The sequence below is a fragment of the Streptomyces sp. NPDC033131 genome, from assembly GCF_055578365.1.
Window position 1 is genome coordinate 137,783 of sequence record NZ_JBVIPA010000022.1, and the last position, 17,793, is coordinate 155,575.

General features: G+C 72.9%; 14 protein-coding genes and 1 pseudogene. 3 read left to right on the plus strand and 12 right to left on the minus strand.

Going from position 1 to position 17,793, the window contains the following annotated elements; translation table 11 throughout:
• Nucleotides 1-42 precede the first annotated feature (42 nt).
• The 6 genes from ACZ5XS_RS26560 to ACZ5XS_RS26585 all read right to left on the minus strand — a co-directional run bounded on the left by ACZ5XS_RS26560 (nt 43) and on the right by ACZ5XS_RS26585 (nt 6,701).
• Nucleotides 43-1,071 carry a polyprenyl synthetase family protein gene (locus tag ACZ5XS_RS26560; protein WP_468655355.1) on the minus strand — a complete coding sequence of 343 codons (1,029 nt, stop codon included), beginning with the start codon at nt 1,069-1,071 and terminating at the stop codon, nt 43-45.
• Complete coding sequence (locus tag ACZ5XS_RS26565) at nt 1,068-2,108, minus strand: tetratricopeptide repeat protein (RefSeq protein WP_468655357.1); 1,041 nt, start codon at nt 2,106-2,108, stop codon at nt 1,068-1,070. Before ACZ5XS_RS26565 ends, ACZ5XS_RS26560 begins: the two co-directional genes overlap by 4 nt.
• A gap of 184 nt (nt 2,109-2,292) precedes the next feature.
• Nucleotides 2,293-2,970 carry an AIM24 family protein gene (locus tag ACZ5XS_RS26570; RefSeq protein ID WP_468655358.1) on the minus strand — a complete coding sequence of 226 codons (678 nt, stop codon included), beginning with the start codon at nt 2,968-2,970 and terminating at the stop codon, nt 2,293-2,295.
• A 114-nt stretch (nt 2,971-3,084) separates the two neighbouring features.
• Nucleotides 3,085-4,476: a CAP domain-containing protein gene (locus tag ACZ5XS_RS26575; protein WP_468655360.1), complete on the minus strand. Its 1,392-nt coding sequence runs from the start codon at nt 4,474-4,476 to the stop codon at nt 3,085-3,087.
• A gap of 92 nt (nt 4,477-4,568) precedes the next feature.
• Nucleotides 4,569-5,822 (minus strand): serine hydrolase domain-containing protein, encoded by a 1,254-nt coding sequence (locus ACZ5XS_RS26580; RefSeq protein WP_468655362.1) that lies wholly within the window; start codon nt 5,820-5,822, stop codon nt 4,569-4,571.
• 147 nt (nt 5,823-5,969) lie between these two features.
• On the minus strand, nt 5,970-6,701 hold the full coding sequence (locus ACZ5XS_RS26585; RefSeq protein ID WP_468655364.1) for a hypothetical protein: 732 nt from the start codon (nt 6,699-6,701) through the stop codon (nt 5,970-5,972).
• Between the two features lie 60 nt (nt 6,702-6,761).
• Here ACZ5XS_RS26585 and ACZ5XS_RS26590 point away from each other — a divergent pair.
• Together ACZ5XS_RS26590 and ACZ5XS_RS26595 are read left to right on the plus strand one after the other, a co-directional pair.
• Nucleotides 6,762-6,977: pseudogene (locus ACZ5XS_RS26590) on the plus strand (carbohydrate-binding protein); the annotation flags it as partial.
• Nucleotides 6,978-7,162: 185 nt separating this feature from the next.
• The gene (locus ACZ5XS_RS26595; RefSeq protein WP_468655366.1) at nt 7,163-8,374 is read left to right on the plus strand and encodes an SGNH/GDSL hydrolase family protein; all 1,212 of its coding nucleotides are present in this window, start codon (nt 7,163-7,165) and stop codon (nt 8,372-8,374) included.
• Nucleotide 8,375: 1 nt separating this feature from the next.
• Here the strand turns inward: ACZ5XS_RS26595 and ACZ5XS_RS26600 are convergent, their stop codons facing one another.
• The 5 genes from ACZ5XS_RS26600 to ACZ5XS_RS26620 form a co-directional block, all read right to left on the minus strand.
• On the minus strand, nt 8,376-11,348 hold the full coding sequence (locus ACZ5XS_RS26600; RefSeq protein ID WP_468655368.1) for a helix-turn-helix transcriptional regulator: 2,973 nt from the start codon (nt 11,346-11,348) through the stop codon (nt 8,376-8,378).
• 142 nt (nt 11,349-11,490) lie between these two features.
• Nucleotides 11,491-11,853 carry a UBP-type zinc finger domain-containing protein gene (locus ACZ5XS_RS26605; RefSeq protein ID WP_468655370.1) on the minus strand — a complete coding sequence of 121 codons (363 nt, stop codon included), beginning with the start codon at nt 11,851-11,853 and terminating at the stop codon, nt 11,491-11,493.
• Nucleotides 11,850-13,310: an ATP-binding protein gene (locus ACZ5XS_RS26610; protein WP_468655372.1), complete on the minus strand. Its 1,461-nt coding sequence runs from the start codon at nt 13,308-13,310 to the stop codon at nt 11,850-11,852. Before ACZ5XS_RS26610 ends, ACZ5XS_RS26605 begins: the two co-directional genes overlap by 4 nt.
• A complete protein-coding gene (locus ACZ5XS_RS26615; protein ID WP_468655374.1) occupies nt 13,307-14,983 on the minus strand; it encodes an NAD(P)/FAD-dependent oxidoreductase in 1,677 nt (558 codons plus the stop codon). The genes ACZ5XS_RS26610 and ACZ5XS_RS26615 overlap by 4 nt, the downstream gene beginning before the upstream one ends.
• Nucleotides 14,984-15,111: 128 nt before the next feature.
• Complete coding sequence (locus ACZ5XS_RS26620) at nt 15,112-15,465, minus strand: VOC family protein (protein ID WP_468655376.1); 354 nt, start codon at nt 15,463-15,465, stop codon at nt 15,112-15,114.
• A 64-nt stretch (nt 15,466-15,529) separates the two neighbouring features.
• Between ACZ5XS_RS26620 and ACZ5XS_RS26625 the strand changes: the two genes are divergently transcribed.
• On the plus strand, nt 15,530-16,402 hold the full coding sequence (locus tag ACZ5XS_RS26625; protein ID WP_468655378.1) for a universal stress protein: 873 nt from the start codon (nt 15,530-15,532) through the stop codon (nt 16,400-16,402).
• Nucleotide 16,403: 1 nt separating this feature from the next.
• Here the strand turns inward: ACZ5XS_RS26625 and ACZ5XS_RS26630 are convergent, their stop codons facing one another.
• Entirely contained in the window at nt 16,404-17,642 is a 1,239-nt protein-coding gene (locus tag ACZ5XS_RS26630; protein ID WP_217242738.1) for a DUF4032 domain-containing protein, read from the minus strand.
• Between the last annotated feature and the right edge of the window lie 151 nt (nt 17,643-17,793).

Below are 17,793 nucleotides of genomic sequence, written 5' to 3' on the forward strand. Positions count from 1 at the left end.
CCTCGCACCCTGGCGTGCGGCGCGGCGTGGGTCAACTCGGGATCAGAGGTCGCGCCGTACCAGGAAGTCCAGCAGACACCGCAGGTCGGCGGCCGTACCCACCGTGATCGGCACGTCGGCGAGGGCCGAGTCCACGGCGGTGACCTGGCGGCGCGCCTCGGCCAGCGCCGCGGCCCGGCCGCCCGCCTCGTCGACCAGCGCGGCCGCTTCCTCGGGCTCCTCGGCGGATTCCAGGAGGGCGACGAGCCGTCCCGTCGCGGGGCCCGGTGCGTCGAGCGCCGCCAGCACCGGGAACGTCTTCTTCCGCTCCCGCAGATCGCCGTGGACGGGCTTGCCGGTGACGGCCGGATCTCCCCAGATCCCCAGCACGTCGTCGACGATCTGGAACGCGACCCCGAGGTGCCGCCCCGCCCGGTCGAGGGCGGTGACCGCGGTCGCCGGCGCTCCGCCGAGCAGGGCGCCCAGCGCGGCCGCGCAGCCCAGCAGCGCGCCGGTCTTGTGTTCGGCCATCGTGCGGTACGCGTCCGGCCGCACCCGGCGCGGCCCCGTCCACGGACGCGAGGCGAACAACAGGTCGTCGGCCTGCCCGCGCACCAGATCGCCCAGCGCCCCGGACAGCAGACGCAGGGCCGCGGGGCCGGCCGTCGGCGTCGCGGCGAGCGTCTCGACGGCCAGGGCGAACAGCGCGTCACCCGCGAGGACCGCCGGACCGGTGCCGTACGCCTTCCACACGGTCGGGCGGCGGCGCCGGGCCGCGTCCCCGTCCATGATGTCGTCGTGCAACAGGGAGAAGGCGTGCACCAGCTCCACCGCGACCGCCGCGGGCACCCCCGTCCGCCCCGGCGCACCGGCCGCCTCGGCCCCCAGGACGGCGAGTGCCTGCCGCACCCCCTTGCCGCCGGACGCGACGGCGGGCCCGCCGCCCACCTCGCACCAGCCGAAGGAGTACGCGGCCATCTCACCGACCCACGGATGCATCCGTCCGACGGCGTCCCGCAACGCGGGCCCCACCAACGCGCGGCAGCGGTCCAGGACTTCGGGCGCGGCTACGGCCGACGTCAGTGCCGTCACCGTACGGCCTCGGCCCGCAGGCCGAACTCGTCCTGCGCCCGCGCCACCATCTCCCGCGCGTGCCGCAACCCGATCCTCTCCAACACGCGGGTCAGGTCCGCCAGTTCGGCCGCGGTCTCGGCGTGGTCGCGGCCCAGCCGGGCCAGGGACTTGGCCAGCCCGAGCCGGGCCAGCGCCTCCCCGCGCGGCTCGCTCATGGCGCGGAACTCCGCCAGAGCCTGCTCGTACAGGTCACGGGCGTCGGCGTAACGCCCGGCGCGGTACAGGACGTTGCCGCGCATCTTGTGGTTGTACGCCAGCGCGCCGGCCAGCTTCATCGAGCGGCACGTCGTCTCCGCCTCGGACAGCAGGTCGAGCGCCCGCCCGGTGTCGCCGTCGCGCACGGAGACGACGTCGGCGAGCCCGCGCAGCGCCCAGGCGTGCCCCCGCCGGTCGTCGGCGCGCGCGGCGATACCGGCCGCCTCCTCGAACATCGCGTACGCCGTGTCGTACGCACCGGTGTTGCGGTGCATCTGCGCGATGCCCTCCAGCGCCCACACCGTGTGCCGTGCCTCGCCGCGTCGGCGGGCCTCGGCGAGCAGCTGCTCGTGCAGCCTGCCGACGGCCTCGTAGTCACCCTGGATGCGGCCGGTCTCCGCCAGGCCCGCCAGGGAGTAGCCGCGGACGACGACGTCTTCGCCGCGCTCACCCAGTTCGGCCGCGAGCTCCAGAAGCCGTCGGGCCAGGGCCAGGGCGCCGCGCTGCCGGGCCAGTGTGCCACCGCTCCACAGCGCCCAGGCCATCGCCGCGAGGTCCCCGGCCGACCGGGCCGCCCGGTAGCTCGCCTTCCACGCCCGGTCGGCCTCACCGATCCGGCCCAGCCGGCGGTGCGCCTCGGCGACCGCGAGCCCGGAGCGTGCCGCCTCCCCGTGCCGCCCGGCCCGCTCGGCGGCCCTCAACTGCTCGGTGCCGGCGGCCAGTACGTCGGTAAGTGAGGAGTTCACGGACAGGGTGGTGAGGGCGCCCTGGTACTCCGGGGCGGATGCCTTGCCGTACATGCATGCCTTTCGGTCCGTATGCCCAACAGCTATACAACGCGTGTATAAATCGCGTGTATACGCAGTGTGTATAGTGCGGCGGAAATCAGCCCCGGCCCGAAGGCCGGGGCTTGGTCTGTCGCCGGTCAAGACGCGGGCGGGCCCGAACGGGTTGCCCGTGAGGCGCAGATCACCTCACGAGGCCTCAGTGCTGCTGGGGCTTCTGGGGCGTGGCCTCGCTCGGCCGGACGACGGCATGCCCCTGACCCTGGAGCATCAGCTGGACGGCCTCGCCGGAGCCGCCGCGCAGCATCGACCCGATGGACTGCGAACGGTGCAGCGAGGTGGTCAGCCCCGCCGTCCAGCCGACGATGGCGTCCGTGTCGACGTACACCGGATACTGCGGCGAGACCGGAATGACCAGCGGATCGCCGTCGCACACCAGGCCCAGCTTGCCCTGCCCGCTGAACACGCTGTTGAACAGGCCGCCGCCGGTCATGCCGGCGCCCTTCACGGTGGCGATCCGGTACGACAACGAGGCGTCGAAGCACAGGACGTTGCGGCCGTTGACGGTGAACTCGTCGCCGGGGTCGATCTCGACGACGAAGCAGTTCTGCGCCTCGTGTGCGAACCAGGCCTCGCCCTGCCCGCGCACCGCCATGAGGGGCAGCCCCTCACCGGTGACCGCGCGCTTGAGCATGCCGCCCACGCCCTGGCCCTTGCGCTCGAACTGGAGATTGCCGCGGTAGGCGATCATCGCGCCCTGGCGGGCGAGCATCTCGCCGTTCACCGCGTACTTGACGCACTTGGAGTTCTCGACCGTCATGCCCGGCGCGGCGGCCGGCTGCACCATGTGCTCGCTGGAAAACAGATCACCCTTCATGCAGGCATCCTGTCCCGGAGGGACACCTTCCGCCAAGATCGCGGGCGGGGGCGCTTCCCGTACGGCTGTCCCGGGTGCGGCTGCCTGGAGAAGTGCTGCCTCGGGACGGCCTTTTCACGCACCGAACAGCTGTGTCCAGTACGTGCCCGCCGGGCCGCCGCCCGCGAAGCCGATCCCGAGGTGGGTGAAGGCGGGCTTGAGGATGTTGGCCCGGTGCCCCGGACTGTTCATCCAGCCCTCCACGACCTCGGCCGGCGAGCGCTGGCCGCAGGCGATGTTCTCGCCGATCGAACGCCGCGTGGAGCCCGCGGCGGCGGCCCGGTCCCAGGGCTGGGTGCCCTCGGGCGAGGTGTGGGAGTAGAAGGCGCGGGCCGCCATGTCCGCGCTGTACGCCTGCGCGGCGGCGGCCAGCAGCGGATCCACCGCGAGGGAGGGCACCCCGGCCCGGGCGCGCTCCCGGTTGGTGAGCGTGACGACCTCGGCCTGCGCACGCGCCAGCCCGGCCGGCGTGAGGGGTCTCGCCCACAGCGCGGTCCAGTACGTGTCACCGGAGCGGGCGTCGGTGACGTACGCCAGGCCGGCGTGGGTGAACGCCGGGTCGTGCACGGTCCGCCGGGGTTGTTCGGTACGCAGGCAGTACGCCACGAACTCGGCGGGGGTGCGTGGCCCGGAGACCAGGTGCTCGCCGATCGCGACGTACGCGTACCCGGCCGCGGCGACGCGCTGGTGGACGGAGACACCGTCCGCGCCCTGAACGCCGAGCCGCCCGGCCGAGGCCATGGCGGCCGCGTGGGCGCGTGCCGCGGCGGCGAGGCGGGCGTCGAGGGAGACCGGCGGTGAACCGACGGCGGAACGGGCGGAGTTGACCAGGCCGAGAAAGCCGTCGGACTCGGGGCCGGGTGGCGGTGGTGCCGGGCGGGCGAGGGAGGGGACGCGGGGTGCCGGGCGCGCGAGGGGTGGCGCGCCGGGCGCCGGGCGGGTCGTCGACGGGGCGGACGTCGTCGGGCCCGGCGGGAACGGCTGTGGGTCGTCGGCGACGTCCACCCCGAAGTCGCGGGCCAGACCGGCCAGGCCGTCGGCGTAGCCCTGTCCCAGGGCTCGCACCTTCCAGCCGTCGCCGCGCCGGTAGATCTCCGCGAGGAGCAGGACGGTCTCCTGGCGCGGGCGTGGCGGGGCGAACCGGGCGAGGGAGCGGCCGCCCGCGCCCGTGACGTGCAGGGTGGGGACGGGCAGCCGGCCCAGGGGAGTGGCGGGATCGGCGGCGCTGACCACCACCGTGACCCGGGTGGCGCCGGCCCGCAGACCCGGCGGATCGACGGTCAGCGTGTCGCCGTGCAGGCGGGCGCCCGCAGCGGACGGCTGGTTGTAGAAGACGAAGTCGTCGTCGCCCCGGACCTTGCCGTCGTCGTCCGTGATGAGCGCGGACACGTCGAACGGGCCGGGGACCCGGACGGTCACGGCACCGTCCGGGAGGGGCAGATTTCCCCCGGGGGCCAGTTCGCTCATCGTGCCGCTCCGCTGTCGTCGGTCGGGACCCCTGGGGGCTGTCCGGACAACGTGCGTGAGCGCACGGGCGTTCCCGCCCGCCCGGCCGGCGGTCAGTCCAGGCCGGTCCCCGGGGCGATGTCCTCGTGCCGTTCGACCGGCGCGGCGGATCCACGCGTCGCCTTGCTCCGCTTGCCGCAGAACGCGGACTCCAGCGTGCCCAGCATCGTGTTGAGGACCGTGCCGTTGTTGGACGTGTTGGCGAGTGCGCTCAGGCTGCGCCCGCCGTACTTCGTGGTGAAGGCGTACGTGTAGTAGCCCTGGACGGCACCCGTGTGGCCGTACACGGACACACCGCACGACAGGGTGCGGCGGCGCAGCCCGAGCCCATAGGCCTGATTGCTGCCCGCCGGCACCCACCGCTTCATCTGCGCCAGTTGCGCGGCCGAGGTCAGCCGGCCGCCGAGCAGTGCGGTGAGGAAGGTGTTGAGGTCCCGGGTGCTGGAGATGAGGGCGCCCGCGCTCTGCGCCCAGGACGCCGTCTGTCTGGTGGCGTCGACCAGCGCGCCGCCCGTCTGGTCCGGGGTGAGGTACCCGCGCGCGTGGCGGCCCGGGATCCTCGTGGCGGGGTGCACGTAGAAGGTGTCCCGCAGCCGCAGGGGCGTGATGATCCGGTTCCGGTACTCGGTGCCCACTCCGTGGCCGGTCAGTTTCTCGACCAGCATCCCGGCGATGACGAAGTTGGTGTTGGAGTAGGAGTAGACGGCACCCGGCGCGTTGGTCCGCGGCCGGCGCAGCGACCGGTCCACCAGCCGGCGGGGGGTGAAGACCTTCGTGCGGACCGCCTCGAATCCCGGCACCGTCCTCGCGAACATCTCGTTCGTGTAGTCGTACAGTCCGCTGCGATGGCTCAGCACGTGCCGCACGGTGATCCGGCTGTCGGGCAGCAGCCCCGGCAGATGACGGTTGACGGGGGAGTCGAGCGTGAGCCTCTGCTCGTCGACCAGTTGCAGCAGCACCGTCGCGGTGAAGATCTTGGTGACGCTGCCGATGCGGAAGCGGTCCGCGTCGTCGATGGTCCGCCAGGTCTTCCGGTCGGCGACGCCCGCGGCGGCCAGACGTACCGTGCTGACGCCGTCGCTGCCGCCGCTGTCGATCCGTGCCATCGCGCCGGGAGCCCCCTGCTTCAGGGCGGTGCGCAGGACGCTCCGCAAGCCGGCGAGATCGGGTTTCGGCAGGGCGCCGGCCGAGCCGGTGCCGGCCTCGGAGGCCGTCGATTCCCGGGGTGCGGCATGCGCGGGAACCGCCAGGAGCGCCAACAGAACCGCCCCCGCCACCGTACCCCTGCGCGCTGTTGCTGATGCCATGCGACTGCACTCCTGTTCCTGTCGGGGAGTCACATCGGCACAGCGGCCACAGGGTTGGTCACGTGGTCACTCGGTGATCACTGCGCGATGCGGATGCGCGCAGTATCGCTGCCGAACCGCCCGAAACCGGCCATTTCGGGTCCAGGTTCACCGCTGCTCCACCTGCTCGGGCACGGAGAACACGACATCGCAGGACGGGCATCGGGCCTCGCCGAACACATACGTCAGCGCCCGGGCGACCTGTGTCCGGCCCGCCCCGGCCGCCGCCCGGTGCAGCCGGGCCCCGACGCCTTCCAGCCGGTCCGGGTCCGCCGGCGCGAGCTCGGCCCGCCCCTCTTCGTTCACGGCGCCGGGGCCGACGTAGTCACCGGCCGCGGCGAAGGTCCCGTACGAGCCGAAGGCCACGAAGAGCCCGCCCCCGCAGGCCGGGCAGTCGAGTTCGTACTCCTCGTCGCACACGCCTTCCAGCTCCCGCGACCACACGGGAACGCCCTCGAAGGCGAGGACGGACTGCAGCAGGTGGACGAAGGAGCTGTCGTCCACGGTGGGGTCGTCGAGCAGGCCCCGTGCGACAGGCAGCAGTTCGCCGATCTCCCGCGCGAACCGGGCCCGGCGCGCCTCCTCCTGCTCGGACGCGATCAGGCCTGCCATGAGCACCGCCTGTATCGGCTCGCCGGGCGCGCGGCCCAGCGCGATGTCCCTGAGGACCGGCATCGCCATCCAGCTCGCCTCGTACGCGTCGCCCTGGTGGCACAGCGCGGACCAGAGGTCGTTCCACACGGCCTCGTCCTCCGGGCCGCCCAGGCGGGCGAAGAGGGCCGGAATGTTTTCGGCGGAGCCGTACGCATGGGTCAGCTCGTGCCAACGGGGCGTCGTCATGGGGCGATTGTGCCGTGGGGGACTGACATTCCGGCGGCCCACGAGTTCTGCTTCTCTTATTTGGCGCACGTCAGCGGTGACGCCCGCTCCGTCGACGTCCCGGCCGACACCGGCGGCGCCACCAGCCACACGTTCCCCTCCACCGGAGACTGGGGAACCGTCGAGACGGTCAGCGTGCCGGTCACGCCGAAGGCGGGCAGCAACACGATCACCTTCGACAGCGGTACGGGCTACGCCCCCGACCTCGACCGCATCGACGTCCCGAAGTCGTCCTGACTGCGTGCGGGTTCTGGGAGGCGGACACGGTCGCCTGTTTGCGGCGGCTGCCACACGGGGCATGGTGCGGATCGACGCCGACCTGGGTACCCCGGCGGCGATGACGGCCAGTGGCGTACGGTGACACGGTCTGGACCGTGAGTCTGAAGCCGGGGGAGTCCGTAGCGTTGGAAGGACCTCACACGGTGAAGGGCCGCCTCGCGCGTGCGGGCCGCACAGCCGTCGTCCTGCTGCTGGCCTCCGCCTGCCAGTCCACGGCCACGCCGGCCGAGGTCTTCGACGTCCCGGCCGGGACGGTCACCTGGGCAGCGAGTGCCGACCGTTTCGGCGAGGCCGCCGCCGACCGCGGCTACCGGCTGGTCGTGCACACCAGCGTCGGGGGCCGCGATCCGCGGATCCGGCTCTCCAACGCCTTCGGGGACCGGCCGGTGACCTTCGGCAGCGTGTACGCCGGCCTCCAGAAGGAGGGCGCCGAACTCGTCCGCGGCAGCAACCGGAGGCTGACCTTCGGCCGGGCTCGCTCGGTCACGGTCCCCGCCGGCGAGACCGTACTGAGCGACCCGCTGCCGGGCAGGCTGCCCGCCGAGAGCAACCTGGTCGTCAGCATCCACACCTCCGACGCGGCGGGACCGGCGACCGGTCACTGGATGGCCCTGCAGACGTCCTACGCCACCCGGGGCGACCACACCGCCGAGGAGAGCGCCGCGAACTGGACGCAGACCAGCGGCTCCTGGTTCTACCTGGACGCGGTGTCCGTACGGGCCGGCGAGGGCACCGGGGCCGTCGTCGTCCTCGGCGACTCCGTCACCGACGGCTGGCAGTCCACCAGCGACCGGAACCGCCGCTGGCCCGACCACCTCGCCCGCCGCCTCCTACGGGCGGACACCTCCGTCAAGGGCGTCGCCAACGAGGGCATCGCCGGCAACAAGGTCCTCGCCGACGGTGCCGGACCAAGCGCCCTGAACCGGCTGGACCGGGACGTGCTCTCCCAGCCCGGCCTGCGCACCGTGTTCCTCTTCGAGGGCGTCAACGACATCAAGGCCGACACGGGCGTCACCGCGGACGACCTGATCGAGGGCTACCGCGAGATCGCCGACCGGGCGCACGCGGCCGGCAAGTGCGTCGCCGCGGCCACCGTCGGCCCCTTCAAGGGCTGGTCCGAATGGGACCCGGACGCCGAGGCCGTACGCCGGGACGTCAACGCGTTCATCCGCACCAGCGACGAGTTCGACACCGTCACCGACTTCGACCGCATCCTCCGCAGCCCCTCCGACCCCGAGCGCATCCACCCCGTCTTCGACGGCGGCGACCACCTCCACCCCAACGACAGGGGAATGCGGGCGATGGCCGACGCCGTCGACCTCAGGAGCCTGGACTGCGCCGACCCGCTGCCGTAGCTCAGGACGAGGGTCCGCGGCCCGATCCACTCGGCTCCGGAGTGATCAGGCCCTCCCGGTAGGCGACGGCCACCGCCTCCGTACGGCTCGCCGCGCCCAGCTTGGCGAGGATGTTGGAGACATGGACGCTCGCCGTCTTGCCGCTGATGAACAGCTCCTCGCCGATCTGCCGGTTGCTGCGGCCGAGGGCCAGGAGCCGCAGCACGTCCTGCTCGCGGGCGGTCAGGACCGCGGCACGGTCGGCCGCGGACGGGCTGTCCGACAGACGGCCGCGGCGGATCAGGGAGTCCAGCTGCGCGAGCAGCGGGGCCGCACCGAAGCGGACGGCCGTGTCCCGGGCCGCGCGGGCCTGCGCGGCCGCCTCCGCACGCCGGTCGGCCGCCAACAGGGCCTCCGCGAGGCGCACCTGGCAGCGCGCCCGCTCGTACACGTCGCCGAAGTCGAACGCCTCGACCGCCTTCGCCCAGGCCGCCACGTCCGGCCCGGACTCGGCCCGCGCCCACTCCGCCTCCGCGCGGGCCAGCCACGCCTGCCCCTCCGGTCCCTGCGGTGTGCCGTCGCCGCGTACGGCCGTGACGCGGGCCAGGTCGCGGAGTTCGGTCGCCGTGGCCACCCAGCCGCGCGCGCCTGCCTCGTCCCCGGAGCGGCGGAGCGCGACGGCCCGGTCGGCCACCGCGGAGAGCGCGAGGGCGGCCAGCCGGACCGTGACGTCCGGAAGGCTGCCCGCGTCGTCGGTGAGGGCCACGACGGTGGACCGCATCCGCTCCACGGCCGCCTCCGGCTGCCCCCGCTGCGCCGCCGCGTCGGTCAGCACGATGGCCGCGACGAGCGTGCCCATCCAGTCGAACGGCCCCTCCAACAGGGCGGCGGCGCGGTCGGCGGCCTTCAGGTCACCGCGCGCCAGCGCCACGTACAGGGCGGGGCCGACGGTGTATCCCGCGGCCGCCGGCAGCACCTCGGCGTCCGAGGCGGCCGCGCCGGCGCACTCGTCCCAGCGGCCCAGCGTGTACAGCACCAGCAGCCGGAGATAGCGCATCTCCAGCGGATACGGCGACGACAGCAGCCCCGCGCGCCGGGCCCGGTCCAGCCCCTCGGTCAGCCACGGCAGACACTCGTCGAGGTCACCCGACTCGAAGCAGCCGACGGCGAGGTTGAACAGGGCACGCATCTCCACCGGCGCGTTGCCCGAGCCACGCGCGAGGTCCCGGGCCTCCCGCAGCCGCTTCCGGCCCTCCGGGGTACGGCGGCCGCCCTCTTGGAGACCGGCCAGGGAGACGAGCAGGTCGGCCCGGGCGTCCGCCACGTCCAGCTGCTCGGCGACGGCCAGGGCCTGCCGGGCGACCCGCAACGCGGTCTCGTTGGCACCGACCTGACGCGCCGCCATGACGTGGGTGGCCGCCGCCCACACCCAGGTGCGCGACGGGGGATCGGCGGGGATCAGCGCGAGCGCCTCGCTGCTGTAGGCGAACGCGGCGGTCAGGTTGTCGACGGTGATCAGGTTTCCGGCGAGCGTGTACCGCACCCGGGCGGCCAGCTCGGAGTCCGCGTCCTGGCCGATGCCCGCGAGCGCGGCCCGGGTCAGGGAGACCGCCCGGTGTGCCTCACCGGCGTGCGCGGCCGCCGCGGAGGCCCGCAGGGTGAGCGTCACCTGGTCGGCGCCCTCACCGGTGGGCCGTGCCGTCGGTTCCACCGCCGACCACAGGTTCAGGGCCGCTTCGAGGTGTCGTAGCTCCTCGGCGGGCGCGCCGACCCGCTGGGCGTGGTCCGCGGCCTCCAGCGAGGCGGCCAGCGCCTCGGGCAGGTCGTGGCTCTCCCGGTAGTGGTGGGCGCGCTCGGCGGCGCTCTCGGCCCGGCGGCCCCGTCCGGCGAGCAGCCGGGCGAACGCGCCGTGCAACCGGGACCGTTCACCCGGGAGCAGATCCGCGTACACCGCCTCGCGGGCCAGGGCGTGCCGGAAGGCGTACGTGTCGCCGTCCCCGGGAATCAGCAGCTGCCGCCCCACGGCCTCGCGCAGCGCCGACTCCAGCTCGTCCTCGGGGAGCCCCACGGCCTCCCGCAACAGGTCGTGCTCGACGCGGCGCCCGGCGACCGCTGCCGTGCGCAGCACCTGCTGGGCGGTGTCGGAGAGCTGCTCGAAGCGGATGAGGAGGACGTCGGCGAGACCACTGGGAACTCCGCCGACGTCCGTCTCCGTGGCGGCGACCAGTTCCTCCGCGTAGAAGGCGTTGCCCTCGGCGCGCTCGACGATCCGGCGGACCGTGGCGTCCGGCAGCGGACGGTCCTGCACCGCGCGCACCAGCCGCACCACCTCGGCATCCGCCATGGGCCGCAGTTCCAGCCGCTCCACGGCGGGCAGCCGTACCAGCTCCGCCAGCAGCGGACGCAAGGGATGGCGGCGGTGCAGGTCATCGGCGCGGTAGGAGGCGAACACGGCCAGCCGGTGCGTGGGCGCGCCGCCCGCCGCCCGCTGGAGGATGCCCCGGCTCAGCAGGAACCGCAGCAGATCCCGGGAGGAGTGGTCGGCCCAGTGCAGGTCCTCCAGGACGAGCAGCAGGGGAGCGATGTCCGCGAGGTCGGCCAGCAGCCCCGCGATGCCCTCGAACAGCCGCAGCCGTCCACCCACGTCCCGCACGGCGTCGGTACCGCCGCCCAGCAGCCGGTCGACCACCGCATGCCCGGCGAGAGCGCCCGCGAACCGTTCGTCGCCCGCGAGCACGCCCAGGATCTCGGTGAACGGCAGATACGGCAGACCGACGTCACCGAGGTCGACGCAGTGCCCGGTGAGCACCGTCATCCCGGCTGCGGCGGCCCGCCCGGACACCTCGTCGAGCATCCGTGTCTTGCCGACCCCGGCGTCCCCGGCGATCAGGACCGCCCGGGCTTCACCGTCCTGGGCGCGCTCCAGCAGCCCGGCGAGCCGGGCGAGTTCTTCTTCCCGGCCGATGAGCGGTGTGGTGAACGAGGTCTGCGACACACGTCCATCCTGGCACGGGACACCGACAGCACCTCTGTACCAAGGTCAACTGGTCCGTCGATAAGGGGCGCGGGGAACTGCGCGACCAGCCACACACAACCCGCAGCCGCAGTCGGACGGATCGCCCCGGGCTCCCAGGCGCTCACTGCCGCAACATCTGAGCCCAGTCATCCGGCACCCGCCCCGCGGGCCCCGGCGCCGGCTGGTCCGAGGGATGGCCGGCCGGCGGCGCGAGTTCCGGTCCGGCTTCGTACATCTCGTTCGTCGCGAAGTCCCAGTACCAGCCCTCACCCGGCTCGAAGCTCTGCACCAGCGGGTGACCGGTCTCCCGGAAGTGTCCGGTGGCGTGCCGGCCCGGCGACGAGTCGCAGCAGCCGACATGGCCGCACTGGGCACAGCGCCGCAGATGGAACCACCAGCCACCGGCCGCGTCGCACTCCACGCACCCGGCACCGCTCGGCGGAACGCCGGGCTCTATTCCGTCGATCGCGTTGTCGCTGGTCATGCCGGCTCCTCGGGTGCGGTGTCGGACTCAACGGCGGTGAGCGGGAGAAGGACCTGGAAACGGGTGTCGCCCGGCTCCGACTCGACCTGGAGCGTGCCGTGGTGCTTGTTGACGACGATCCGCCAGGAGATGTCCAGGCCGAGCCCGGTGCCCTCGCCCACCGGTTTGGTGGTGAAGAACGGGTCGAAGATGCGGCCGCGGACGTCCTTGGGGATCCCGGGGCCGGTGTCGCGGAACTCCACCAGCAACCGGTCGTTGTCGAGGGCCGTCCGCACGGTCAAGGTGCCCTCCCCGCCCGTGCCGTTGATGGCGTGGACCGCGTTGTCGATCAGGTTCGTCCACACCTGGTTGAGTTCCGCCGGGTACGCCGGGATCCGCGGAACCTCACGGTCGTACTCCTTGACGACCTTGATCCGTGGTCCGATCTTGCCCGACAGCATCAGCAGGGTGCTGTCGAGGAGTTCGTGGACGTCGGCGACCTGGTACGGGGCCCGGTCGAGCTGGGAGTACTGCTTGGCGGCGCCGACCAGATGGGAGATCCGGGTGGTGGAGTCCTCGATCTCGTCCATCAACAGCTCGGTCTCGACCGTGTAGTTGAGCCACCCGATCGCGCTCGGCAGGAGCTCCTCGTCCACGGCCGCGGCGACCTGGTCCAGCCAGTCGGTGTCGAGCCCGGCCTGGACGAAGGTGGGAGCGATCCGCCAACCCTCGGGGATGTCGTGGTCGTCGAGCCAGTCGGTGAGCACGTCCTCGCGGTCCGAGGCCTCCAGGGGGCTCAACGCGGGTGCCTTGGCGACGAGTTCGGCGGTGCGTTCCTGGATGTCGATGAGGTTCGCCAGGGTCTCCGGCGAGAACGAGCCCGCGGAGATCACCCGCAGCTTGTGCCGCATCTTGCCCACGCGTTCCCGCAGGGTCGAGGTGGCCCGTACGGCCGCCGCGGCGGGGTTGTTGAGCTCGTGCGTGAGACCGGCGGACAACGAGCCCAGGGCCAGCAGCCGTTCGCGCTGCCCGATGGCCCGCTGCGTGCTCTTCGCACCGAAGAACAGTCCCTCCAGCAGATGCACCGCCATGGGGAACCATTCCCGCATGATGTTCGCGAAGGTGTCCGCGGGCAGCACGAAGAACCGCGTCGGCTCGGTGACGCGCATGGAGTTGTTGTACATCTGCGGCACCCGGTCACCCAGGTACGCCTGCATGGACCCCGCGTACACCCCACGCTGCGAGGTCCTGCTGACCTCCACGTCGTCGCCGCCGACCCGGCGGTACAGCACGACCGTGCCCTCCAGCATCACGTAGAAGCAGGTGGCGTGTTCGCCCTCGGTGTAGACGGGACCGGGCTCGAACCTCTCGATCCGCCCCTCGCTGCACAGGCGCCCCAGCTGCTCGGGGGACAGCTTCTCGAACAGGAACAGCGCCCCGATCTCCTGCGGGCTGCAGGGCATCACCTGCCCGCTCACGACTGCTCCAGATACCGGTGGACGAGCATCACGGCCATGGCTCCCTCTCCGACGGCGGACGCGACCCGCTTCGCGGACTCGGCACGGGCGTCGCCCGCGACGAACACGCCGGGAATGCTGCTCTCCAGGTGGTACGGCGGCCGGTCCAGTTCCCAGCCGGCCGGCGGCCGCCCGTCGGCGGTCAGGTCGGGCCCGGTCAGGATGAACCCGAGCTCGTCGCGCAGCACCGTGCCGTCCAGCCAGTCGGTCAGCGGGGCCGCACCGATGAACACGAACATCCACTCGGCGTCGACCAGTTCGGTCCGCCCGCTGTCCACGTCGCGCAGCGTCAGCTGCTCCAGGCGCCCGGAGCCGTGCGCGGCCTCCACGACCGTGCGGCAGCGCACCGAGATGTTCGGCGACTCCTCGATCTGCTGGATCAGGTAGTGCGACATCGACGCCGTCAGCGACTCCCCGCGCACCAGCAGGGTCACCGACTTGGCGCCCCGGGCGAGGTACATCGCCGCCTGCCCCGCGGAGTTGGCGCCGCCGACGATGTACACGTCGTGGCCCTGGCAGGAGGCCGCCTCGGTCAGCGCCGAGCCGTAGAAGACCCCGCAGCCCGTCAGATCGCTCGTGCCGGGCGCCTGGAGCTGACGGTAGGACACGCCGGTCGCCAGGATCACGCTGTGCGCGGCGATGGCCGACCCGTCCGAGAACCGTACGACGCGCGCGGCGCCGTTGATCTCCAGTCCCGTCACCTCGCGCGCGCTGAGGATCTCGGCGCCGAACTTCGTCGCCTGCCGCCGGGCCCGGTCGGTGAGCTGGGCTCCCGACACGCCGTCGGGGAAGCCGAGGTAGTTCTCGATGCGGGAGCTCTGTCCGGCCTGCCCGCCGGTCGCCGACCGTTCCACGAGCACGGTCCGCAGCCCCTCGGAGGCCCCGTACACCGCCGAGCCGAGCCCGGCCGGGCCGCCGCCGATGACGACGAGGTCGTAGAAGTCGTCCGCGGGCGTCGTGGCCAGCCCCACCCGCGCGGCCAGCTCGGGGGCCTCCGGCTCGACCAGGGCCGTGCCGTCCGGGGTGATGACCAGCGGCAGCCGCCGGGCGTCCTGCCCGGCCGCCGCCAGCAGGCGCTGCCCCTCGGGCTCGTCCGCGGAGTACCAGCGGTACGGCACCTGGTTGCGGGCCAGGAACTCCCGTACGTCCGACGAACGCGCCGACCAGCGGTGTCCGACCACCTTGGTGGCCGGCACCGGCCGGTAGTCGCTGCTCCGCCATGCCTCCAGGAGGTCGTCCAGGACCGGGTACAGCTTCTCCTCGGGCGGGTCCCACGGCTTGAGGAGGTAGTGGTCGAGGTCCACGACGTTGATCGCGTCGATCGCCGCGTCCGTGTCCGCGTACGCGGTCAGCAGCACCCGCCGGGCGCCCGGATACACGTCGAGGGCCTGTTCCAGGAACTCGATGCCGTTCATCTGCGGCATCCGGTAGTCCGCCAGGAGTACGGCCACCAGGTCTCCCCGCAGCTTCAGTTCGCGCAGTGCCTCGAGCGCCGACTCGCCGGACTCCGCGCGCACGATCCGGTACGACTCGCCGTAGCGCCGGCGCAGGTCCCGGGCGACGGCGCGGGACACTCCCGGGTCGTCGTCCACGGTCAAGATGACGGTCCGCGCTGTGTCCGCGGCCTGTGTCATACGTCTCCCACCCGAGGTCGGACTCACGGCACGGTGAACCCAAGGTTGTGCGGCCACCTGGCCGGTTCCCGCCCATCGTATGTTCGATCGTGCCGCTTCGCTCACGTATGCGGGTGCCGGCCGGGAGGTCAGCCGCGGCGTGGCCCGAGCACGCAGAACTCGTTGCCCTCCGGGTCCATGAGGGTCACCCACGGCTGCTCGCCCTGGCCGACGTCCGCGTGCCGCGCGCCGAGGGCGAGAAGGCGAGCCACCTCCGCCTCCTGGTCGTCCGGCCGGAAGTCGGGATGGAGGCGGTTCTTGACCGTCTTGCCCTCCGGTACCTGCGTGAAGAGGAGTCCGGGCAGGCGGTCCTCCTCGGGCCGGATCTCGAACTCGTCGGGAAGGTCGCCCACGACCACCCATCCCAGCGCCTCGGCCCACCAGCGGCCCAGAGCCGCCGGATCGGCCGCGTCCACGACAACCTGCTCCCATTCCAAGGCCATGGCGGCAAGCCTAGGGAAAACTGGGTACCGGGCAAGAGGATCACGACACTGGGAGGCCGACAGCATGAAGCGCCCGATCACGGCAGGGGTCGACGGAACCGACGAGAGCCTGGCAGCGCTGGCCTGGGCGGCGCGGGAGGCGGTCCGGCGGGACCTGGCGTTGCGGGTGGTGCATGCCTGGCGGTACGAGCCGCACGAGGTGGTGGAGGCGGCGGACCCCGACGTGCAGGCCGGATGGGCCAAGGAGGCGGTCGGCGAGGCCGCCCGCACGGTCACCGAGCGGCACCCCGGCCTCGAGGTGTCCACGGACGTGGTGGCGGGCGCCGACGTGGACGCGCTGGTCGCCGCGGCGGCGGAGGCCGAGATGCTGGTGCTCGGCTCACGCGGGCACGGCCGGCTGGTCGGCTTCCTGGTCGGCTCGGTCGGCCAGCAGGTGATCGTGGAGGCGACACGGCCGGTCGTCCTGGTGCGGGCGGGCGACGCCCCGTCCGGCGAGGCCGTCGGGCGTGAGATCGTCGTGGGCCAGCAGGGCGACCCGGAGGACAGCGCCGAGGTGCTGCGGTTCGCGTTCGAGGCGGCCGCGGCGCGCGGCGCGACCGTGCGCGCGGTACGGGCCTGGACCCTGCCGCCCGTCTTCGCCTACAGCCCGGGCTCGCTCAAGCTCCTCGACGAGGCCGGCGGCCTCGAGCCGTACGAGAAGAAGGCCCTGTCCACGGCACTGCAGCCGCTGCGGGACCGCTTCCCCGACGTGCCGGTCGTCGAACACGTGGAGATGGGCAGCGCCGGGCAGGTGCTGCTGTCGGTGGCCGGAGATGCCCAGCTGGTGGTCGTCGGGCGCCGCGCCCACCGTACGGCCGTCGGCGCCCGCATCGGCTCGGTCGCCCATGGCGTCCTGCATCACGCGGGCTGCCCGGTGGCCGTGGTGCCACACGCCTGAGTCAGTCGGCGGATGGGGTGGGCAGGAGTGTCTCGCGCGCCGTGGGAAGGATGTTGTTGATGTAGTCCTGGACGACGGTGTCCAGCCCGATGTCGTGCTGGGCCCGCTCGGACAGGTACCAACGGTGTTCCAGCAGCTCGTGGTAGATCTCGGCCGGGTCCATGGAGCCGCGCAGCTCGAGGGGCACGGCCCGCACGGTGGGGCGGAAGACGTCCCGCACCCAGCGGTGGGCGAGTACCTCCGGGCGGGCCGCCAGAGGGTCGCCCGGGGCGTAGTCGTCCTGGGTGGCCATCCAGGACTCCAGGTCGCCCAGGAGCCGGCGGGCCTGGTTCTCCTCGGTGTCCAGGCCGGTCAGCCGCAGGAGCTGGCGCTGGTGGTGGCCGGCGTCCACGACCTTCGGCACGAAGGTGACGGTGTCGCCGTTGGAGGAGTGCTCGATCTGCATCTCGGCCACGTCGAAACCGAGCTCGTTCAGGCGGCGGATTCGGCGCTCGATGTAGTGGTACTTGCCCGCCGGGTAGACGGACGTGCGGGTCAGCTCCTCCCACAGGCCCCCGTAGCGCGCGCAGATCTCCATGCCGAACTCGATCGGGTCCACGGAGGGGTGCAGGGCCCCGGACGCCTCCAGGTCGAGCAGCTCGCCGCTGATGTTCACCCGGGCCAGGTCGAGGTCGTAGTCGCGCTGCCCGGGGCTGAGCTGCGGGTGCAGGTCACCGGTCTCCGCGTCCACCAGGTACGCGGCGTACGCGCCGGCGTCGCGCCGGAAGAGCGTGTTGGACAGCGAGCAGTCGCCCCAGGCGAACCCGGACAGGTGCAGCCGCACCAGCAGCACCGCCAGCGCGTCCATCAGCCGGTGCATGGTCGCGGGCCGCATCGTCGTCTCGAACATCGACCGGTACGGCATCGAGCCGCCCAGGTGCCGGGTGATCAGCACCGGCTCCAGCGGCGCGTCCCCCGCGGCGGTGCGCCCGGTGACCACGGCCAGCGGATCGACCGCGGGGATGCCGAGCCGGTCCAGGTCGCGCAGCAGCTCGTACTCGCGCAGAGCCGGGCGCTCGGCGAGCTCCTTGACGGCGATCACCTCGTCGCCGGCGCGGGCGTAGCGCACGACGTGGCGGGAGATGCCGCGCGGCAGCGGCACCAGGTACTCGTCGGGCCACTCCTCCAGGGGGAGGTGCCACGGCAGTTCGAGCAGGAGCGCGGGGTGCTCCGGGTTGGTCGCGCTGATCTGCAGTGCCATGGGCCGTGTGTCCTCGTCTTGCGTCGCGTACTGCCTCGCCGGTGATCGTCACCTCACCTTAGGGGTCCTTTCACTATGCCCGTCCGGGTCGCGCGGCCTGGCACCGCACCTCGCCGCGTTGCCGAAACGCCCACGTGGCTCCTCCCCCACG